At 36.1% G+C, this 19,315-nt stretch carries 14 protein-coding genes, 3 tRNA genes and 2 rRNA genes; 14 read left to right on the top strand and 5 right to left on the bottom strand.

The window, feature by feature from the left end:
* The 5 genes from A9G28_RS05970 to A9G28_RS05950 all read left to right on the top strand — a co-directional run.
* Window positions 1-911, top strand: a 23S ribosomal RNA gene (locus tag A9G28_RS05970); the annotation flags it as partial.
* A 170-nt stretch (window positions 912-1,081) separates the two neighbouring features.
* Window positions 1,082-1,197 (top strand): 5S ribosomal RNA (rrf, locus tag A9G28_RS05965).
* 37 nt (window positions 1,198-1,234) lie between these two features.
* Window positions 1,235-1,311: transfer RNA gene (locus A9G28_RS05960), tRNA-Asp, on the top strand.
* A gap of 9 nt (window positions 1,312-1,320) precedes the next feature.
* Window positions 1,321-1,396, top strand: a tRNA-Trp gene (locus tag A9G28_RS05955).
* Between the two features lie 132 nt (window positions 1,397-1,528).
* Window positions 1,529-1,867: a DUF413 domain-containing protein gene (locus A9G28_RS05950; protein WP_065567801.1), complete on the top strand. Its 339-nt coding sequence runs from the start codon at window positions 1,529-1,531 to the stop codon at window positions 1,865-1,867.
* Between the two features lie 4 nt (window positions 1,868-1,871).
* Here A9G28_RS05950 and A9G28_RS05945 read toward each other — a convergent pair whose 3' ends face one another.
* The 3 genes from A9G28_RS05945 to znuC form a co-directional block, all read right to left on the bottom strand.
* On the bottom strand, window positions 1,872-3,395 hold the full coding sequence (locus A9G28_RS05945) for a YifB family Mg chelatase-like AAA ATPase (RefSeq protein WP_065580070.1): 1,524 nt from the start codon (window positions 3,393-3,395) through the stop codon (window positions 1,872-1,874).
* A 126-nt stretch (window positions 3,396-3,521) separates the two neighbouring features.
* On the bottom strand, window positions 3,522-4,322 hold the full coding sequence (gene znuB, locus A9G28_RS05940; RefSeq protein WP_065567799.1) for a zinc ABC transporter permease subunit ZnuB: 801 nt from the start codon (window positions 4,320-4,322) through the stop codon (window positions 3,522-3,524).
* Window positions 4,319-5,098, bottom strand: coding sequence for a zinc ABC transporter ATP-binding protein ZnuC (gene znuC, locus A9G28_RS05935; RefSeq protein WP_065580069.1), 780 nt, complete (start codon window positions 5,096-5,098; stop codon window positions 4,319-4,321). The genes znuB and znuC overlap by 4 nt, the downstream gene beginning before the upstream one ends.
* 93 nt (window positions 5,099-5,191) lie before the next feature.
* Here znuC and znuA point away from each other — a divergent pair, with 93 nt between their 5' ends.
* From znuA to A9G28_RS05895, 8 genes are all read left to right on the top strand, one after another.
* A complete protein-coding gene (znuA, locus tag A9G28_RS05930; RefSeq protein ID WP_065580068.1) occupies window positions 5,192-6,145 on the top strand; it encodes a zinc ABC transporter substrate-binding protein ZnuA in 954 nt (317 codons plus the stop codon).
* Window positions 6,146-6,172: 27 nt separating this feature from the next.
* Complete coding sequence (mepM, locus tag A9G28_RS05925) at window positions 6,173-7,528, top strand: murein DD-endopeptidase MepM (RefSeq protein WP_065580067.1); 1,356 nt, start codon at window positions 6,173-6,175, stop codon at window positions 7,526-7,528.
* Window positions 7,529-7,661: 133 nt separating this feature from the next.
* On the top strand, window positions 7,662-10,004 hold the full coding sequence (gene mrcB, locus A9G28_RS05920) for a bifunctional glycosyl transferase/transpeptidase (RefSeq protein WP_065580066.1): 2,343 nt from the start codon (window positions 7,662-7,664) through the stop codon (window positions 10,002-10,004).
* A gap of 13 nt (window positions 10,005-10,017) precedes the next feature.
* Window positions 10,018-10,827 carry a bifunctional DNA-formamidopyrimidine glycosylase/DNA-(apurinic or apyrimidinic site) lyase gene (gene mutM, locus A9G28_RS05915; protein WP_065580065.1) on the top strand — a complete coding sequence of 270 codons (810 nt, stop codon included), beginning with the start codon at window positions 10,018-10,020 and terminating at the stop codon, window positions 10,825-10,827.
* 416 nt (window positions 10,828-11,243) lie between these two features.
* On the top strand, window positions 11,244-12,539 hold the full coding sequence (gene tolB, locus A9G28_RS05910) for a Tol-Pal system beta propeller repeat protein TolB (protein ID WP_065580071.1): 1,296 nt from the start codon (window positions 11,244-11,246) through the stop codon (window positions 12,537-12,539).
* 170 nt (window positions 12,540-12,709) lie between these two features.
* Window positions 12,710-13,189, top strand: coding sequence for a peptidoglycan-associated lipoprotein Pal (gene pal / locus A9G28_RS05905; RefSeq protein ID WP_065567793.1), 480 nt, complete (start codon window positions 12,710-12,712; stop codon window positions 13,187-13,189).
* Window positions 13,190-13,253: 64 nt separating this feature from the next.
* Window positions 13,254-13,970 (top strand): tol-pal system protein YbgF, encoded by a 717-nt coding sequence (gene ybgF / locus A9G28_RS05900; protein WP_065567792.1) that lies wholly within the window; start codon window positions 13,254-13,256, stop codon window positions 13,968-13,970.
* 128 nt (window positions 13,971-14,098) lie between these two features.
* Window positions 14,099-14,174, top strand: a tRNA-Lys gene (locus tag A9G28_RS05895).
* 182 nt (window positions 14,175-14,356) lie between these two features.
* Here A9G28_RS05895 and pepT read toward each other — a convergent pair.
* On the bottom strand, window positions 14,357-15,589 hold the full coding sequence (gene pepT / locus A9G28_RS05890; RefSeq protein ID WP_065580064.1) for a peptidase T: 1,233 nt from the start codon (window positions 15,587-15,589) through the stop codon (window positions 14,357-14,359).
* Between the two features lie 23 nt (window positions 15,590-15,612).
* On the bottom strand, window positions 15,613-17,172 hold the full coding sequence (locus A9G28_RS05885; RefSeq protein ID WP_065567790.1) for an AbgT family transporter: 1,560 nt from the start codon (window positions 17,170-17,172) through the stop codon (window positions 15,613-15,615).
* Window positions 17,173-17,507: 335 nt separating this feature from the next.
* On the opposite strand from A9G28_RS05885, the gene murJ reads away from it, so the two are divergent.
* Window positions 17,508-19,046, top strand: coding sequence for a murein biosynthesis integral membrane protein MurJ (gene murJ / locus A9G28_RS05880; RefSeq protein ID WP_065567789.1), 1,539 nt, complete (start codon window positions 17,508-17,510; stop codon window positions 19,044-19,046).
* The last annotated feature ends 269 nt before the right edge of the window (window positions 19,047-19,315 follow it).

Below are 19,315 nucleotides of genomic sequence, written 5' to 3'. Positions count from 1 at the left end.
CTGTCTCCACCCGAGACTCAGTGAAATTGAAATTGCCGTGAAGATGCGGTGTACCCGTGGCAAGACGGAAAGACCCCGTGAACCTTTACTATAGCTTGACAGTGAACATTGAGCCTTAATGTGTAGGATAGGTGGGAGACAAAGAAGTGTGTACGCCAGTATGCATGGAGTCGACCTTGAAATACCACCCTTTAATGTTTGATGTTCTAACCTATACTTCTGAATCGAGGTAAGGGACACTGTCTGGTGGGTAGTTTGACTGGGGCGGTCTCCTCCCAAAGAGTAACGGAGGAGCACGAAGGTTAGCTAATCCTGGTCGGACATCAGGAGGTTAGTGCAATGGCAAAAGCTAGCTTGACTGCGAGAGTGACGGCTCGAGCAGGTACGAAAGTAGGTCATAGTGATCCGGTGGTTCTGAATGGAAGGGCCATCGCTCAACGGATAAAAGGTACTCCGGGGATAACAGGCTGATACCGCCCAAGAGTTCATATCGACGGCGGTGTTTGGCACCTCGATGTCGGCTCATCACATCCTGGGGCTGAAGTAGGTCCCAAGGGTACGGCTGTTCGCCGTTTAAAGTGGTACGCGAGCTGGGTTTAGAACGTCGTGAGACAGTTCGGTCCCTATCTGCCATGGGCGTAGGAAAATTGAGAGGGTTTGCTTCTAGTACGAGAGGACCGAAGTGAACGCACCGCTGGTGTTCGGGTTGTGATGCCAATTGCATTGCCCGGTAGCTACGTGCGGAATAGATAAGTGCTGAAAGCATCTAAGTACGAAACTAGCCTTGAGATGAGTTTTCCCTGAAGAGATTCAGTAAGGTCCGTTTGAGACTAAGACGTAGATAGGTCAGGTGTGTAAGTGTAGTGATACATTGAGCTAACTGATACTAATGAACCGAGAGTCTTAACCTTACAACTCGGAGTTGTTTTGGAGTTACGCGATAGGATGATTGAAGTTGATGATTGTATAGAGATTGACTTTAAATTGTTTAATAAATGAGAGAGCAGTTTGTTCCGGATTGAGCAATTGCAGTGGATATGAGATAATACACAGTAATTGAGAGAAGAGAAGACAGGATATGTCTGGCGGTAATAGCGCGGTGGTCCCACCTGACCCCATGCCGAACTCAGAAGTGAAACGCCGTAGTGCCGATGGTAGTGTGGGTATTACCCATGTGAGAGTAGGGTGCCGCCAGACTTTTAAATTTTATTTATATTAACATACCAAATACGGTGGAGCGGTAGTTCAGTTGGTTAGAATACCTGCCTGTCACGCAGGGGGTCGCGGGTTCGAGCCCCGTCCGTTCCGCCACTTCCATTTAGGGGCGTAGTTCAATTGGTAGAGCACCGGTCTCCAAAACCGGGTGTTGGGAGTTCGAGACTCTCCGCCCCTGCCACAAGATAACATTTATGTTTTAATTTTAGCCAATTAACCCATTTTATCTGTATAAATAAAAGAATTTTGTTTACAGATTAACTTTGTCAATTATAATTCCCGCCAACTACTTTTACAATCTAGAGGATAGAACATGGCTGAGAGTTTTATGAGTCAACAACGTTTTTTCGATAATAAGAATTATCCAAGAGGATTTTCTCGCCACGGCGATTTTACTATTAAAGAAGCTATGATTTTAGAAAAGCATGGTTGTGCTTTTAAAGATCTTGACACAGAAGCTAAAAAGCCTACCACTGCAGAAGAAAAATCATTTGTAGAGGTTTGCAAAGGTAAAAAAGAGCCATCAACTGATTTTGAAAAAACATGGTTGAAGTATCTTTCTCGTATCAATAAGCCAAAACGTTTTCATACATTATCTGGTGGAAAACCACAGGTTGATGTAACAGACGATTTTGTAGATAGTGATGACTAATTCTTTAACCAATATTTTTGTGTAATTGAATTAGTAACCGATCCATAGAGCGATAACTTAATGCTTCTGAAACATGTTTTCGTTCTATGGTGTCTGATAAATCTAAATCTGCGATTGTACGCGATACTTTTAGTATCCGGTGCCATGCGCGAGCAGACAGGCCTAATTTAATTAAAGCTTGTTCTAAATATTCATTATTTTCATTTGATAATTGGCAATAGCATTGAATTTCATTTGTGCTTAATTGGCTATTTAGTTTGCTGCTTCTTTTTAATTGAGTATTTCTTGCTGTTAGAACTCGTTGTTTTATTGTTTCAGTTGATTCTGCTGAAGTTACTTTTTGACTTAGAGCACCTTTAGGTAGTAAAGGAACTTCAATAGAAATATCGAACCTGTCAAGAAATGGCCCTGAAAGCCGATTCAAATAGCGAATAGTTTGTTGTGGTGTTGTTCTATTATGTGTGCCTTGATAATGTCCTGTTGGGCTTGGATTCATTGCGGCTATTAACTGAAATCTAGCGGGAAATTTTATTTTTGCATTTGCCCTTGAAATGATAATTTCTCCCGACTCAATGGGTTCTCTTAAAGCATCTAATACTTTTCGATTAAATTCTGGTAATTCGTCTAAAAATAATACACCGTTATGCGCTAGAGAAATTTCTCCAGGTCTAGGGATTGTTCCTCCGCCAACAAGTGCTGCAGTTGATGCGCTATGGTGAGGTGCTCTAAAAGGTCTTTTACGCCAATTTTTTATTGATCCATATGAACTGACAAGGCTAGTTATTGCTGCACTTTCAAGTGCTTCATCATCAGATAATTGAGGTAATAAAGAGGTTAAACGCGTTGCTAACATAGTTTTTCCCGTACCTGGAGGTCCAATTAATAATAAATTATGTCCTCCCGCTGCAGCAATTTCTAATGCTCTTTTGGCGTGTTCTTGCCCAATTATATCTTGTAAACTAGCTGGGTTATTGTTACTGTCTTGATATTCACGATATTGAACTGTTGGTAAATCAATTTCTTTATATAAATATTGGCATAATTCTAGTAAATTACTGGCGATTAATGCGTTGTTTTGGTGAATTAAAGAAATTTCTGATTGGTTTTCGGTGGAAATAATTAATGTGCGATTTTTCTTTTTAGAGGAAATTGCAGCAGGTATTGCGCCTTTTACGGCTCTAATATTTCCTGAAAGAGCTAACTCCCCCAAAAATTCATAATGTAATAAATCTTCTGTTGGAATTTGTTCTGTTGCGGCAAGAATAGCAATAGCTATTGGCAAATCAAAGCGACTTCCTTCTTTGGGTAAATCTGCTGGAGATAAGTTTACCGTTATTTTTTTAGCTGGAAAGGTAAAACCACTATTAATAATGGCACTTCTAACTCGATCTTTTGCTTCTTTAACGGTTGCTTCAGGAAGACCAACTAATACAAAGCCTGGTAACCCATTGCTAATATGAACTTCAACGTTTATTAATGGTGCTTGTATTCCAATAGAGGCTCGAGTATAAATAATTGCAAGTGACATAGTTTCTAATTATTAATTAATATGTTTAATTTTATTATTATCATATTAGAAAATATCGAAAACCCATTAAAGATATTTATTAATGGGATATAACACACAAATAAATAATACGATTTTGCAATGATTTTAATTTGTTTTATTTAAAATGCGTTTTGAAATAAGTAATGATACAAAAAATAGGCAAGTATTACTTAATACTATAGAGGGACCTGTTGGGGTGTCATAAACAAATGAGAATAGCACTCCAGCAACTACCGATAGCATTCCTACTATTATTGCAATTAACGCCATTGTTTCGGGGGTTTTTGAATAATATTTTGCTGTTGCGGCAGGAATGATAAGTAAAGATGTAATAATTAGCGCTCCAACAAATTTCATTGACAGACCTATGGTTAATGCTAGTAGTAAAGTCAAAAGCAATTTTGTGAGCTGTACATTAATGCCATGGCTAAAAGCTAATTCTTCGCTTACAGTGATAAATAAAATGTTATTCCATCGCCAAAATAATAAAGCACCAATGAATGCTACACAAATAATAATCTGATAAAGATCTGAATATGTTACTGATAAAAGATCGCCAAATAAATATCCCATTAAATCGATACGGATATTGTCCATTAAACTAATTACTACTAAGCCTAGTGATAAGGCACTATGAGCTAAGATACCAAGTAATGTATCAATTGGTAATTGTTTTTGTGCTTCTAACCAAAGTAATCCGATAGCTAGTAAGAGTGTGACAAAAATGACTGCATAAAATAAATTGATATCCAACAAAAAGCCAAATGCGATACCAAGTAAAGCAGCATGTGATAAAGTATCGCCAAAATAAGACATTCTTCGCCAAACAACGAAAGTACCTAAAGGCCCAGTTATGCTAGTTAAACATAATCCCGCTAATAAAGAAGGTAATAGTAATTCAATCATTGTTTTTTCCTTCTATAACTTGGCAAAACAATACGCTTATTTTGCTCAATAGATTGTTTACAACAATCATGTTGGTGATTGTGATGATGTTTATAAATAGCGAGTTGCGAGGTTTCATGTTGTCCAAAAAGAGAAATAAACTCTGGATCATTAGAAACAATTGCTGGTGTGCCAGAGCAGCATATATGATGATTTAAGCAGATTACTTCATCGGTTTTTGCCATGACCAAATGAAGATCATGGGAAACCATTAACACGCCGCAATTGAACTGTTTTTTTGCATCAGCGATTAAATCATATAATAGTACTTGGCCATTGACATCTACCCCTTGAGTAGGTTCATCAAGAATCAGTAATTGAGGGCGCTTAGCTAAAGCTTGAGCGAGCAAAACACGTTGCAATTCACCACCTGATAATTGATGCATAGATTCATTGATTAAATATTCAGCTTTTACCATTGATAATATATTAAAAATATCCTTTTTATTTAACTGACTATTAAGATACATAAAACGTCTAACAGTAATAGGTAGCGTTGGATTTAAGTTGATTGACTGCGGCACATAACCAATCGTTAAGTTAGGTAAGCATGTGATTGTTCCTGAGGTGTATGGCATTAATCCTAAAATAACTTTCACCAGTGTCGATTTACCCGCTCCATTAGGACCAAGTACTGTAATAATTTGATTAAGATGAATGACTAACGAAACATCATATAATATTTTTTGATGGTCAATTTGCACCGAAACATTATCAAGCGAAATGAGAGGAGTCATTTTGTTAATCACCCTTGTCTATAAATATGTTATGTTATATTATAACAATAATTAACTCTATTTTACCATACATAATAAATATAGGAAAATTGTATGAAAAAATATATTCTACTAAATAGTAAAAATTTAGTTTTCTTAATGATACTTGGTTCATTAATGTTTATTCAAAGTATTGTTAATTATGCTAATGCGAAAGTTATTTCGTCTGTAAAGCCAATAGGATTTATTGTCGAAGCAATCGCTTCAGGAGTAACTGATAATGATATTTTACTTCCTGATGGCGCATCTCCACATAGTTATTATTTAAAACCATCTGATTTGGCTAAAGTTAAATCAGCTGAACTTGTGGTTTGGGTTGGCGAAGATATGGAAGCTTTTATGCCAACAATATTAAAAAGTATTGATAAGCAAAAACAAATTGAATTAATGGCAATACCAGAGATTAAAGTATTGCTTCGAACAGGTCATGAGGATCATGAACATGAAGATACTCACTCCCATCCTATACCTGCTAATGGTCATCATGGTGAATATGATGAACATATTTGGCTTTCACCTAAAATTGCCAAGGTGATTGCGCAGTCAATCCATGATCGGCTTATTACCCTGTATCCAGATAAAAACGCATTGATTGATGCAAATCTAAACGAATTCATCATAAAACTTGCAGAAACAGAACAAAACATTGCAAAAAAACTCATTAACGTACAAAATAGAGGGTATTTTGTGTTTCATGATGCTTATGGGTATTTTGAATCGCAGTTCGGATTAAAGAATTTAGGCAGTTTTACTATAAATCCAGCAATTCAGCCGGGTGTTCAAAAGGTTTATGCAATTCAACAGGCGCTCAAAGAGCACCGAGCAGTATGTGTATTTCGAGAGCCACAGTTTAGCCCTGCAGTTATTGAAAAAATAGTGAATGGAACAGATGTACGTATTGGAGAGTTAAATCCATTAGGAACGGGTATTGCTCTTTCTAAAGATGCATATTCACAATTTTTAGCAAAATTAACAGAGCAACTGTTGGATTGTTTAGATAAAGACTAGTTTTAGAATAAATAGTTAAGGTTAATTTTGGCAAGACAAATAAAATCACCTGATATTGAAAAAAATAATTTTAGAAATACCTATTTTTCAATATTAGGTGTTCTTTTCATTGTTATCTTATTTATCGTTCTGTGGAATCCACTCAATTTGAATCGAACGGTTTATGTTCCTTTAACGCCTCAAGCTGAAACGACTGTAAATGATAACACCCATTCTTCTGTTGTTATCGATGATGGAAAAGTTGAGATGGTAAATGGAAAACCTTCTACAGTTACTGAATCATCAGATATTCCTGAAGATGAGATTGTTAAAGATGAATTAGATGACATTGTTGATGATAAAGATAATACTGTGCAATACACTATTGCACGAGGGGATACCCTGCATGATATCTTGATTCGTTATAACGTTAATCGAAACGACATCTATCAGTTAACGACAAAATTTAAACAACTTGCAAATTTGAGAATAGGTCAACAAATTAGTTGGACGACTGATGATAATCATAATTTGCAAACTTTTAGTTGGACAATCTCCAGTAATAATATTCGAATTTATGAAAAATCGGGCGATAAATTTGTAGAAAGTTCAGAAACAGTTGAAAGTGTACCACAAAATATTGTGATAAAAGGTGATATTAAAAGTAGCTTTGTTGCAGATGCTCGCAAAAATGGATTGACTAGTAATGAAATTGGCGTAATTACTCGTGCTTTACAATGGCGTTTAGATTTTCGTCGGTTGCAAGTTGGTGATAAATTTTCAGTTGTTTTAACCCGAGAGATGCATGGCAATCGTTTATCTAATAGTCAGTTGTTAGGTGTACGCATTAAAAATGGTAGCAAAGATTATTATGCTATTTTAGCAGATGATGGTAAATATTATGATATTAATGCGAATAGTTTGTCGCAAAGTTTTTTCCGTTATCCATTAGCAAAGCAAGCTAGAGTTTCATCTGGTTTTAACCCACGTCGCTTACATCCTGTTACCGGTGCGATAACTCCACATAATGGTGTTGATTTTGCAGTATCTCGTGGTACACCAGTTTTATCAGTTGGTAATGGCGAAGTAGTCATTGCAAAGTATAGTGGTTCGGCTGGTAATTATATTGCTATTCGGCATGGGCGTCAGTATATGACAACTTATATGCATTTGGATAAGATTTTAGTCAAACCAGGTCAGCAAGTTAAACAAGGTGATAAGATTGGGTTATCTGGGAATACAGGGCGTTCTACAGGACCTCACCTGCACTTTGAGCTACACATTAATAATAAGCCGGTTAATCCATTGACAGCAAGTTTACCTATTTCGGAAGGGTTGACAGGTAAGTCAAAAAAAGCGTTTTTGTCGAAAGTTAAAACTATTAGCTCACAGCTAGATTTTTAAATTCATACGCTTGTTTTATGCTTCAAAATCTATTTTACCTGAAGCTTTTTTTACAAAAAGAAGACCGCAATATCCTTAAAAAATTATGTTATGATAAGCTAATTTTTATTGGATAATAAATATTAGGTGCAGTTTGAACACGTCAACTAAAACATCAAAAAAACGGTCTCCCAAAAATTCTCCAAAAAATAAAAAAAATAAGAAGCCTACACTTTGGCGCCGGTTTTTGACCTTATTATTTAAGCTATTTCTTGTCATTGCAGCTGTGGCTATTGTTTACGGCGTTTATCTTGATCAACAAATCAAGGAGCGAGTTGATGGTAATGTGTGGGAGTTGCCAGCGGCAGTTTATGGGCAAATTATAGATCTTGAGCCTGATAGTGAATATAGTCTAAATGATGTAGTGACAATGTTAGAAGGTGCACAATATCGTCAGCAAGATACAAAAGCCAGCCGCCCAGGTGAGTTTATTGTAAGTAATAATGCTGTTGAGGTTTATCGACGACCTTTTACATTTCCTGATGGTGAAGAACCGTCATTTAGAGTTAGTATTACTTTTTATGAAAATCGTATAGATCGCATTACTAATCTAGAAACTGGGCGCGATTTTGGATTGCTAAAAATTGATCCTAAATTAATTACCATGATGCATTCTCCAAATGGCGAGCAACGATTATTTGTTCCATTGAAGCAGTTTCCTGATTCGTTATTGCAAACATTGGTTGCTACAGAAGATAAGCGTTTTTATGATCATCATGGTGTAAGTTTATATTCTATCGGTCGTGCTATTTTCGTTAATTTGACTACTGGCCGTATCGAAGGAGGCAGTACCTTAACTCAGCAAACTGTTAAAAACCTTTTTCTGACTAATGAACGTAGTTTAAGCCGTAAAATACGCGAAGCCTATATGGCTCTGATTTTAGATGGTCGTTATAGTAAAGAACGTATTTTAGAGCTTTATCTAAACGAAGTTTATTTTGGGCAAGCGGGAGGAGAAGAGATTCATGGTTTTCCATTGGCAAGTCTTTACTATTTTGGGCGGCCAGTTAATGAACTTACATTAGATCAGCAAGCAGTGCTCGTTGGTATGGTAAAAGGCGCTTCGTTATATAATCCGTGGACACAACCTCAACAAGTTATTGAGCGCCGTAACGTGGTGTTAAAACTTGCTCAGCAACAAGGCATAATTGATGATGAGTTGTATAACTTATTAAGTCAGCGCCCACTATCAGTGCTACCTAAAGGTGGTGTGATTTCACCGCAACCGGCATTTATGCAAGTTGTGCGTAGCGAACTGCGAAGACAATTGGGTGATAAAGCAGATCATTTGTCAGGTATGAAGATCTTTACCACTTTTGATCCGGTAGCTCAATCTGCAGCAGAGCAAGCGGTGACTAACGAAATTGACAAATTGCGCAAATCAACGAAAAAAGAATTACAATCAGCAATGGTTGTAGTTAGTCGAGAAACAGGGGAAATTCGCTCAATTATTGGTAGTGCAGACCCACGTTACCCTGGTTATAACCGTGCTTGGTTAATGCAAAGATCGATTGGTTCATTAGCTAAACCATCAACGTATTTAACTGCACTTGGGCAACCTGATTATTACCAACTTAATACATGGCTTAATGATAGCCCATTATCGGTTAAGCTTGATAGTGGCGGGTATTGGCAGCCTAAAAATTACGATCGTAAATTCCGTGATCGTGTTATGTTAGTGGACGCTTTGGCACTTTCATTAAATGTACCAACGGTTAATTTAGGTATGGAATTAGGACTGGATGCAACGAAAAATACTTTACAAGCATTAGGAGTTCCTACGGATCGTATACCTAATTTACCATCAAGATTGCTTGGTGCATTAGAATTAACACCATTAGAAACAGCTCAGATGTTTCAAACTATCACTAATAATGGGCAACGTTCTCCGCTTACTATTTTAAGATATGTATTGACTGATAAAGGTAAGCTAGTTTATCAAAGCTATCCACAACAACTTCAGGCAGTGTCTCGACAATCAGCTTATTTGACAACTTATGCTATGCAACAAGTTGTTAGTTCGGGCACATCTCGTTCATTAAAAGCTAAATACGGTTCGTCTAATTTAGCTGCTAAGACGGGGACAAGCAATGATTCTCGTGATAGCTGGTTTACAGGCATTGACGGCAGGAATGTTGCTGTTATTTGGATTGGTTTAGATGATCATTCACCAATGAAATTAACTGGAGCTACAGGAGCGCTGAAAATTTATAGTGAATATTTACAAAACAATCCACCAAAGAAATTGGTATTGCCGATACCGCAAAATGTTTTTATGGTACCAATTGATAGTAATGGTCAGTGGCTATGTAATGGCGATGGTGTGCGTACTTTACCCGTATGGACCATTAACCCTAAGGATTTATGTTCTGGAAATAACCAAATGATGGCCACTGAACAGGTACCCAATTGGGTTACAGACCTATTAAATAATTAAGAGGGGGAATAATATGCCTGAATTACCCGAAGTTGAAACAAGTCGTCGAGGCATTTTGCCATATTTAAAAGGACAGATTATACATAAAATTATTGTTAGACAACCTAAATTACGCTGGCCTGTTGATAGCGCTATAAGTAATGCACATGGACAGGTTATTTTAGATATACAGCGTCGAGCTAAATATTTATTGCTACAGCTATCTAATAACTGGATCGTAATTCATTTAGGTATGTCAGGTAGTTTACGTATTTTACCAAAGCCTCAAAAAGCACAAAAGCATGATCATATAGACCTCATTTTAGAAAATGGTGTTACATTGCGTTATACTGATCCTAGGCGTTTTGGATCTTGGCTCTGGGCAAATTCGCTAGACGAAATACTGCAATTACAACATTTAGGTCCAGAACCGTTAAGTCATGAGTTTTCAGCTATATATTTATTCGAAAAAGCCAAAAATAGACAGGTTTCCATTAAAAGTTGGATTATGGATAACCATATTGTGGTTGGCGTTGGCAATATTTACGCTTCTGAGTCATTATTTATGGCGAAAATCAATCCTAACCGTAAAGTAAGCTCATTACAATTAAATGAATTTGAAAGGCTTGTTGCTGCTATTAAGCAAGTTCTTAGCAAATCCATTGAACAAGGAGGGACAACGCTCAAGGATTTTCTTCAATCTAATGGAAAACCAGGATATTTTGCACAAGAGCTACAAGTTTATGGGCGCAATGGCGAGCGATGTCTAATTTGTGGTGCAGAGATAAAATCGCAAAAAATAGGACAACGCAATACCTTTTATTGTGAATATTGCCAAATATAGCAACGTTAGCTCTACCAAATTATTATTTTTTGTGATTAGTTGCTAAGAATTTTAAATATTTTGCATGTATTGGCTCCCTTTCTTTTACAAAAATATCTTTTTAAGCCCTTTAAACCTTATTTAAATAAGATTAGTATAAGCAACTACAATTAAAGAAGTTATTTTTGTTACTGCGTTGATTACTTTATATAGTAAAACCATTAATATTACAGAGATCTTTTTATTTTAAAGGCTATGGACTTGTTACCTGTTATCAGCTATCTTTTTGCTGAATCATTGTTTATAGCTTGTAAAGTTTAATATATGGGGGGCAATTAGCTGTTGTATCTTAATTTTCAAAGGTTTTGTTTTCTTTTTTACGGGTTTATATTTTATTTAACTCAATGTGTCTTATTTTTATTAAGGAATTTAAGATGATCAAATTCGCTTTTCGCTTTTTGACAACTTGTTTTATTCTATGTTTTACCACGATGGCTAATTCTGAGGTAAGAATTATTATTACCGATGGCGTAAGCTCTGCTAAACCAGTCGCGGTTGTGCCATTTAAGTGGACAGGCTCTGGTCAACCACCACAAATTATAGAAGATATCGTTGCTTCAGATTTACGTAATAGTGGTAAATTTAATCCTGTTGAAGTTAATAGTATGCCACAAAAACCAACAACAGCTTCTGAAGTTACGCCTGCGGCTTGGAATAATCTGGGGGTTTCTGCGGTAGTTGTCGGCTCGATTCAGCCAGATGCTTCTGGGAAATACCTTATCAATTATCAATTAGTTGATATCGTAAATCGCCCAGGTGCCGTTTTAGCACAAAATCAATATTCTATTGATAAGCGTTGGCTCCGTTACGCGGCTCACACTGCAAGTGATGAAATTTTTGAATCATTAACCGGTATTAAAGGTGCTTTTAGAACACGAATTGCTTATGTTGTTAAAACAACTAAAGGACCTTTTTCACATGAATTAAGAGTATCTGATTATGACGGTTATGATCAAATCACTGTTCATCGTTCCAAAGAGCCATTAATGTCTCCAACTTGGTCACCAGATGGTAAAAAAATAGCCTATGTAACATTTGAAGGAGGCCATTCTTCATTAGTTTTAAAAACATTGGATAGTGGCGCTGTTCAAACAATTGCGTCTTTTCCACAACATAATGGTGCGCCAGCGTTTTCTCCAGACGGCAGTAAATTAGCTTTTGCCTTATCTAAAGGGGGAAGTTTAAATTTATATATGATGGATTTAAGTAGCAAAAAAATCACGCAAATTACTTCTAATCGTAATAATAATACAGAACCATCTTGGATGCCTGATAATCAAACTATTGTTTACACTTCTGATCAAGCAGGTCGCCCTCAACTCTATAGTATCAACATTAATAGTGGTGCATCTCAAAGGCTAACTTGGGATAATACACAGAATCAAAATGCGCGGGTATCACCTGATGGTTCTTTTATTGCTATGATATCAACCAATAATGGTGAACAACATATTACTCGATATGATATAAGCACAAATACCTATCAACGTTTAACAGACACCTTTTTGGATGAAACGCCAAGCATTGCGCCAAATGGTACTATGATCATTTATAGCTCATCACAAGGATTAGGTACAATTTTGAATCTAGTTTCAACAGATGGTAATTTTAAAGCAAGATTACCAGCAACAGATGGGCAAGTAAAATTCCCTTCATGGTCGCCATATTTATAAGAAGAGGTTATAATATTGCACAATATTGCAATTATTAAAATTGTGTAAAGCACAAGGGCATTATAATATATACCTCTAATCGTTCTGGTTGGTAACGGCTGTTACTTTGAAGTTGGTTAGGTGTGTAAAAATACAGGTAATAATTTATTTAAACAAAAGGAGTTAATACAATGCAATTTTCTAAATTTCTTAAAGTAGCCGCGGTTGCTTTACCACTAATTACTGTAACTGCATGTTCGTCTAATAACAGTAGCAATGTAGCTGGTGTTGCAAGTGGTTCTTTATCAAAAGAAGCTTTAGAGCAATTAAATAAATTACAACAAATCAATACAGTATATTTTGATTTTGACAAATATAATGTTAAATCTGACTATGCAACATTATTAAATGCACATGCAATATTTATTCGTGCAAATAACGTGAAAGTAATTATCGAAGGTCATGCAGATGAACGCGGTACGCCAGAATATAACATTGCATTAGGTGAACGTCGTGCTGCTGCAGTTAAAGCATATTTACAAGGTAATGGTGCTTCTGATAGCCAAATGGAAATTGTATCATATGGTAAAGAAAAACCAGCAGTATTAGGCCATGACGAAGAAGCTTATGCTAAAAACCGTCGTGCTGTAGTAACTTATGCTATCAACTAATAGCATTTTATAACGGCTGATTATTCAGCCGTTTCTTTTCTACATTCATGCTGAGTAATATGATATGCATAAAAAAACACTCGTATTGTTCTTATTTCTTTTATTCACTGGCTGTGCAGCAGGCAGTTCAGAATCGGATAGAACTATTCAGGCACAAGGCCAATTATTAATACAAAATCAGGAAAGGATTAATGATTTACAAGCTGAAGTGGATGCGCTTCGAGGGCAATTAGAAGAAACTAGATACCAACTTAATCAGACGATAGAACGTCAAAAAATGATTCTTCAACAAATGGTTGGTGGCTCGGGCGTTTCTGCAAATGCGAACACTTCTGAGGATAATACTTCTTCATCAACGGCAACAACGCCATCATCTGATTTATCTGGTTGGGAAACTTCGGGTCGTGATAAGGCTGATTATAATTTTATCATGCAGTTTGTTAACGATGGGAAAAAAAGTAATGAGGTCGTTGCGGCATTTCAAAAATTTATAAAAGCTTATCCAAAGTCAGGTTATTTAGCTAATGCTAATTATTGGATAGGTCAACTTTATTATAAGCAAGGAAATAAAGATCAGGCTTCATTTTATTATGCAACTGTAGTGAAAAAGTTTGCGACCTCTTCCAAAGCTGCAGATAGCCTATATAAAGTTGGTTTGATTTTGCTTGAGAAAGGCGATAAGAAAAATGCTAGAATCGTTTTTCAACAAGTTATAAGTAAATATTCTAAAAATAAAAACGTTGTTGATCAGGCTAAAAAAAAGTTAGCATCGCTAAAGTAAAATGTACAAATAACCATCTGTTAAATAGAAATATCAATAAAAGGGTTGCGTAACATTATAATTATAAGTATTATACCAACCCGAAATTACTTGAAACCTTAAGGAATTAAGTAGTTGTTTTCTGAAATGGGTTGTTAGCTCAGTCGGTAGAGCAGCGGACTTTTAATCCGTTTGTCGAGCGTTCGAATCGCTCACGACCCACCACACTCTCTAGAAAATTCATCAATCAATCAATTATTTTTTATTAGCCCTTTATAAAGCTTGCTAAGGTGTTAATGGAATAATTTTATTTTGTATTAACAATGTTGGATTGGTGAGAGGATTGCTTCTTATCGTTATCGAAATGCTTTGTAGGTGGAAAAAGGGAGATATCTCCCTTTTTAAGGTTATTTATTCTTGGCTGCTAATTCAATAATTTTCATTGTTACTTCAAATGATTTAAGAAATGATGATAATGGTAAAAATTCAAAGCATGAATGGAAGTTATGAGCGCCAGTAAAGTAATTTGGCGTGGTAAGCCCTCTAGCAGAAAGAGCAGAACCATCGGTTCCTCCACGCATTGCGATGGTTTTTGGTTGAATATTGAGTTGTTCAAATGATTGATAAATTAAATCAATACAGCGACGGTCATTACCTAAATAGTTAGCGATATTGCTATAGGTATCGGTAATGTTACACTCAATTTTTGCTTTTGGATATTTTAAGCTAATAAAACGTATAACTTCTTGTATATAAGCCTTACGCGCCTCATACTTAGCTAAATCAAAGTCACGAATACTCATTTTTAATGTTGTGGTACTTTGATTACCAACGATATCATTAAACCAAAAATACCCTTCTTTGCCTTCGGTATGTTCTGGTGTTTCAAAGCTATCAAAACAGTTAATAATGTCATTGGCAATGCCGATAGGATTGATTAAAACATTTTTAGCAGACATAGGATGAGCAGAGATGCCTTCAATTTCAATAATGGCTGAGCCAGCATTGAATGTCTCATAAACGACTTCACCTAACTCACAACAATCGATTGTGTAAGCAAAATCAGGCTTGAAACGGTTTAAATCCAGTTTTTTTGCACCATTTAAGCCAACTTCTTCATCGGGTACAAAGGCAACATAAATATCGCCATATGTATAATTTTGTTGTTGTAATTGCTCTAACATAGTCATCACAATGGCAATGGCTGCTTTATTATCCGCACCAAGTACGCTGGTACCATCAGTGACAATCAATTCATCATTGAGATATTTATTCAGTTCGGGATGCTGATCGACTTTAAACCAAATATTTTTATCTTTGTTTAATAGAATATCTTGGCCAGTAAAGGTTACTCTCTGTGGCTTAACTTTATCTGATAAGGCAACATCGACAGTATCAAGATGGGCAACATAGCCAATTTTAGGCGCATTTGGGTTATTGCCGGGGAGCTTAGCCGTTACAATACTATGTTCATCAAGATGAACATCTTGTAGATTAAGCTCGATTAACTCTTGTTTAAGTAATTTGGCTAATTCTGCTTGCCCTAGAGTTGAGGGCACATGTGCGCAACCAATAGCGCTTTGGCTTGGAACGTTGACATAGCGTAAAAAACGTTTAACTAGTTGTTCGGTAATATTCATAATATTTTGACTCCTTGTGGTGACTAATTATTTACTGGCGGGTAAACATAACCGCTATCAAAACCAATTGGTAGGCCGAAGAACCAAAAAAGTAATAAGTTTATCGTTAATGCAATAAGCAGTGCAGCGGTATAAGGAATCATCATTGAACTTAATGTACCTACACCTGTGTTTTTACAGTATTGCTGGCAATAGGCAATAATCAGAGGGTAAAAAGCAAACATAGGCGTACTAACATTAACCGCAGAACTAATGCGGTAAGCGGCTTGAGTTAATTCTGGCGAGATACCAACAGACATAAGCATAGGCACAAAAATCGGCGCTAAAATAGCCCACTTCGATGATGCCGAGGTAATTAACACATTTAACATACTTGTTAGAATGATCACACCAAATATGGTTACAACTGGAGGCAGATGCAGTGCTTTTAATAAATCGGCGCCACCAATTGCAATTAATGTTCCAATTTGTGAATGAGAAAAGACATATAGAAATTGAGCACAAAAGAAAGCAAAAACAATGAATGGAATAAGTGATTTAGTGATATTTTCCATTGATTTTACTATATCGCGTGATGATTTAAATGTACCAGTTATAAAACCATGTATTAAGCCTGGAATAGCAAAAAATACAAATAATAATGGCACAATAATTTGCATAATTGGAGCCTTATTGCTTGTCATGCTTCCATCAGATGCACGCAATAAAGAGTTTTCTGGTAACAATAATAAAATTAAACCAATAGCAATAATTATAAAGACAATTGAAGCTACTTTGAAAGCACGATTTTCAACGGGTGTAATCGCTGGCGAGTTGGCAATGTTATCTAATTTTAGATCACTATTTAAAGGCATGGTTGCATTTAATCGAGGCTCGACAATTTTATCGGTAACAAACCAGCAAGCTAATAGTACAAAAAAGGTACCGCCAAAACTTAAGAAATAGTTACAAAGTACATTGACTTGATAAGATGGATCAATAATTTGTGCTGCACTTTGAGTAAAACCTTGCATGATTGGATCGATAATAGATGGTGTATAGCTTGAACTAAATCCACCAGCTAATCCAGCGAATGAAGCCGCAATCCCAGCTAACGGGTGGCGACCAATTGCATAGAACATCATAGCCGATACAGGCATTAAAATCACATAAGCTGAGTCAGCAGCAATGTGGCAAACCATACTGACAAAAATCACTGATGGTGTGACTAAATTTTTCGGGGTAATAGCCAGTAATTTTTTGAGTAGCACATGGATATAACCACTGCTCTCAGCAATACCTATGCCTAATGTCGCCACAATTGTAATTCCAAGCGGTGGAAAGTTGATAAAATTAGGTACCATCTTAGTAAAAAAAGTAACAAGATGCTCAGGCGCTAACATATTAACAACAACAAGCTTATCTTGCGTGACAGGATTAATATAGTTAAAACTCACAAAAGAAAGCAATAGCGAAGCAACAAAACAGATGACTAAAGCATAGAAAAAAAGAGTGGTTACATCGGGGATTTTGTTTCCAATTCGTTCAATAGTATTTAGAAAACCCCCTGTTCTTATTGGTGACGGATTTGTTGTCTGATTCATAATAAAATTAGTGTAAATATTGTTCGAATTGACAATCTAACACATATTTATAATGTGGGCAAATAACGTTGTTTTATACTGAAATTATCCTTTTTCTGAATATTTTTTACATCACTATTTTTTACCTAATTGATGTGGTTGGTATTGTGTCAAAAGTGCATTCCAAAGATGAACAAAAGATTAATTTTATAAGAGATAATGTTAAATTTATACGCTAGCGGCTTACCTAATAAAAGGCAAAGTTTATTGAAAAAAGCATGGTGGTTTTAAGCGATAGTTTGTAGACTATGCATCATTATCCGTTTTAGGTTGTATACTTTGTATATAAATTAAATATGAATCTTTTAAAATCTTTAGCAACCGTAAGTTCCATGACAATGGTTTCCCGTGTATTAGGTTTTGTGCGCGATGCCATTATTGCGCGTTTTTTTGGCGCAGGCATGGCGACCGATGCTTTTTTTGTTGCTTTCAAATTGCCTAATTTGCTACGGCGTATTTTTGCTGAAGGCGCCTTTTCTCAAGCCTTTGTGCCCATTCTGGCTGAATATAAGAATCAACAAGGTATTGAGGCAACACGTACTTTTGTTGCTTATATAGCTGGGCTTTTAACCTTAGTATTAGCTTTTGTCACCTTAATTGGCGTTGTTAGCGCACCTTTTATTATAATGTTAACGGCTCCCGGATTTATGCAAGAGTCAACCGAAAAATTTGAGCTTGCAACGACCATGTTGCGTATAACCTTTCCTTATATCTTTTTTATATCACTGGCTTCACTTGTTGGCGCGATACTCAATACATGGAATCGCTTCTCTGTTCCTGCTTTTGTTCCAACACTATTGAATGTCAGTATGATTCTATTCACGCTATTTTTGACTCCTTATTTTAACCCTCCAGTATTAGCGCTTGCTGCATCGGTTGGTGTAGGTGGTATTTTGCAATTACTGTATCAGCTTCCCTATTTAAAAAAAATTGGCATGTTAGTGTTGCCACGTATTAGTTTTAAAGATAGTGGTGTTTGGCGAGTCTTGAAACAGATGGGACCGGCAATTTTAGGGGTGTCAGTAGGGCAAATCTCTTTAATTATTAATACGATTTTTGCCTCATTTCTAGTTTCAGGATCGGTCTCATGGATGTATTATGCAGACCGCTTAATGGAATTTCCTGCTGGCGTGCTTGGCGTAGCATTAGGTACGATTTTATTACCCTCGTTAGCGAAAAGTTTTTCTAAAGGTGATCATAAGCAATATTCTGAGGTATTAGATTGGGGATTGCGACTTTGTTTTTTACTGGCTTTGCCAAGTACCGTGGCATTAGGCGTTATTTCTCGTCCTCTTATATCAACATTATTTGAGTATGGGCAATTTACCCTAAATGATACCTTAATGACACAGCGAGCCTTAGTGGCTTATTCTATCGGTCTACTTGGATTGATTTTAATTAAAGTGTTAGCACCCGCATTTTATTCGCGTCAGGATATTAAAACTCCCGTCAAAATTGCAATTGTTACGTTAATTTTAACACAGCTAATGAATCTTGTTTTTATTGGGCCATTACAGCATGCAGGCCTTTCACTATCCATTGGTTTAGCCGCTTGCTTTAATGCTGGATTATTGTATTGGCAACTGCGTAAAAAACAACTTTATCAACCCCAACCTGGTTGGTATCTCTTTTTAATTAAAGTCATTATTGCCGTAATATTAATGTCCACAGTGTTATGGTCTGGCTCACAGCTATTACCTGATTGGTCAACGGGTTCAATGTGGGTTCGTATAGGGCGATTATTTTTATTGGTAATTGTTGGCATCGTTGTTTATTTTGCATCATTGATTGCTATGGGATTTAAGATTAAACACTTTATTAAACGAATTGATTAACAACAATCAATAATTAAAATTTTGTTAAAAATTTTAGGTAACAGGAACGTTTAAGTAAAAATTAATAAGCAAATAAGATGAATAAAGTGTCTTTTTTACTCTCCCCATTATTGATGGTGTAGTTTATTTTTATTGAGTTGTTTTTTTCGATGTATTTCGCATTTTTGCAATACCATTACCAAACTTTTTTAGACGTATTTTGGTCACTAGATTTTGATACTTCAATTTATTTTTATCAAAATAAATTTGTAGATACATTATGGGTTTTT

It is taken from the genome of Gilliamella sp. Fer1-1, assembly GCF_001690825.1.
GTDB lineage: Bacteria > Pseudomonadota > Gammaproteobacteria > Enterobacterales > Orbaceae > Gilliamella > Gilliamella apicola_C.
This window is presented reverse-complemented; position numbering and strand designations above follow the sequence as displayed.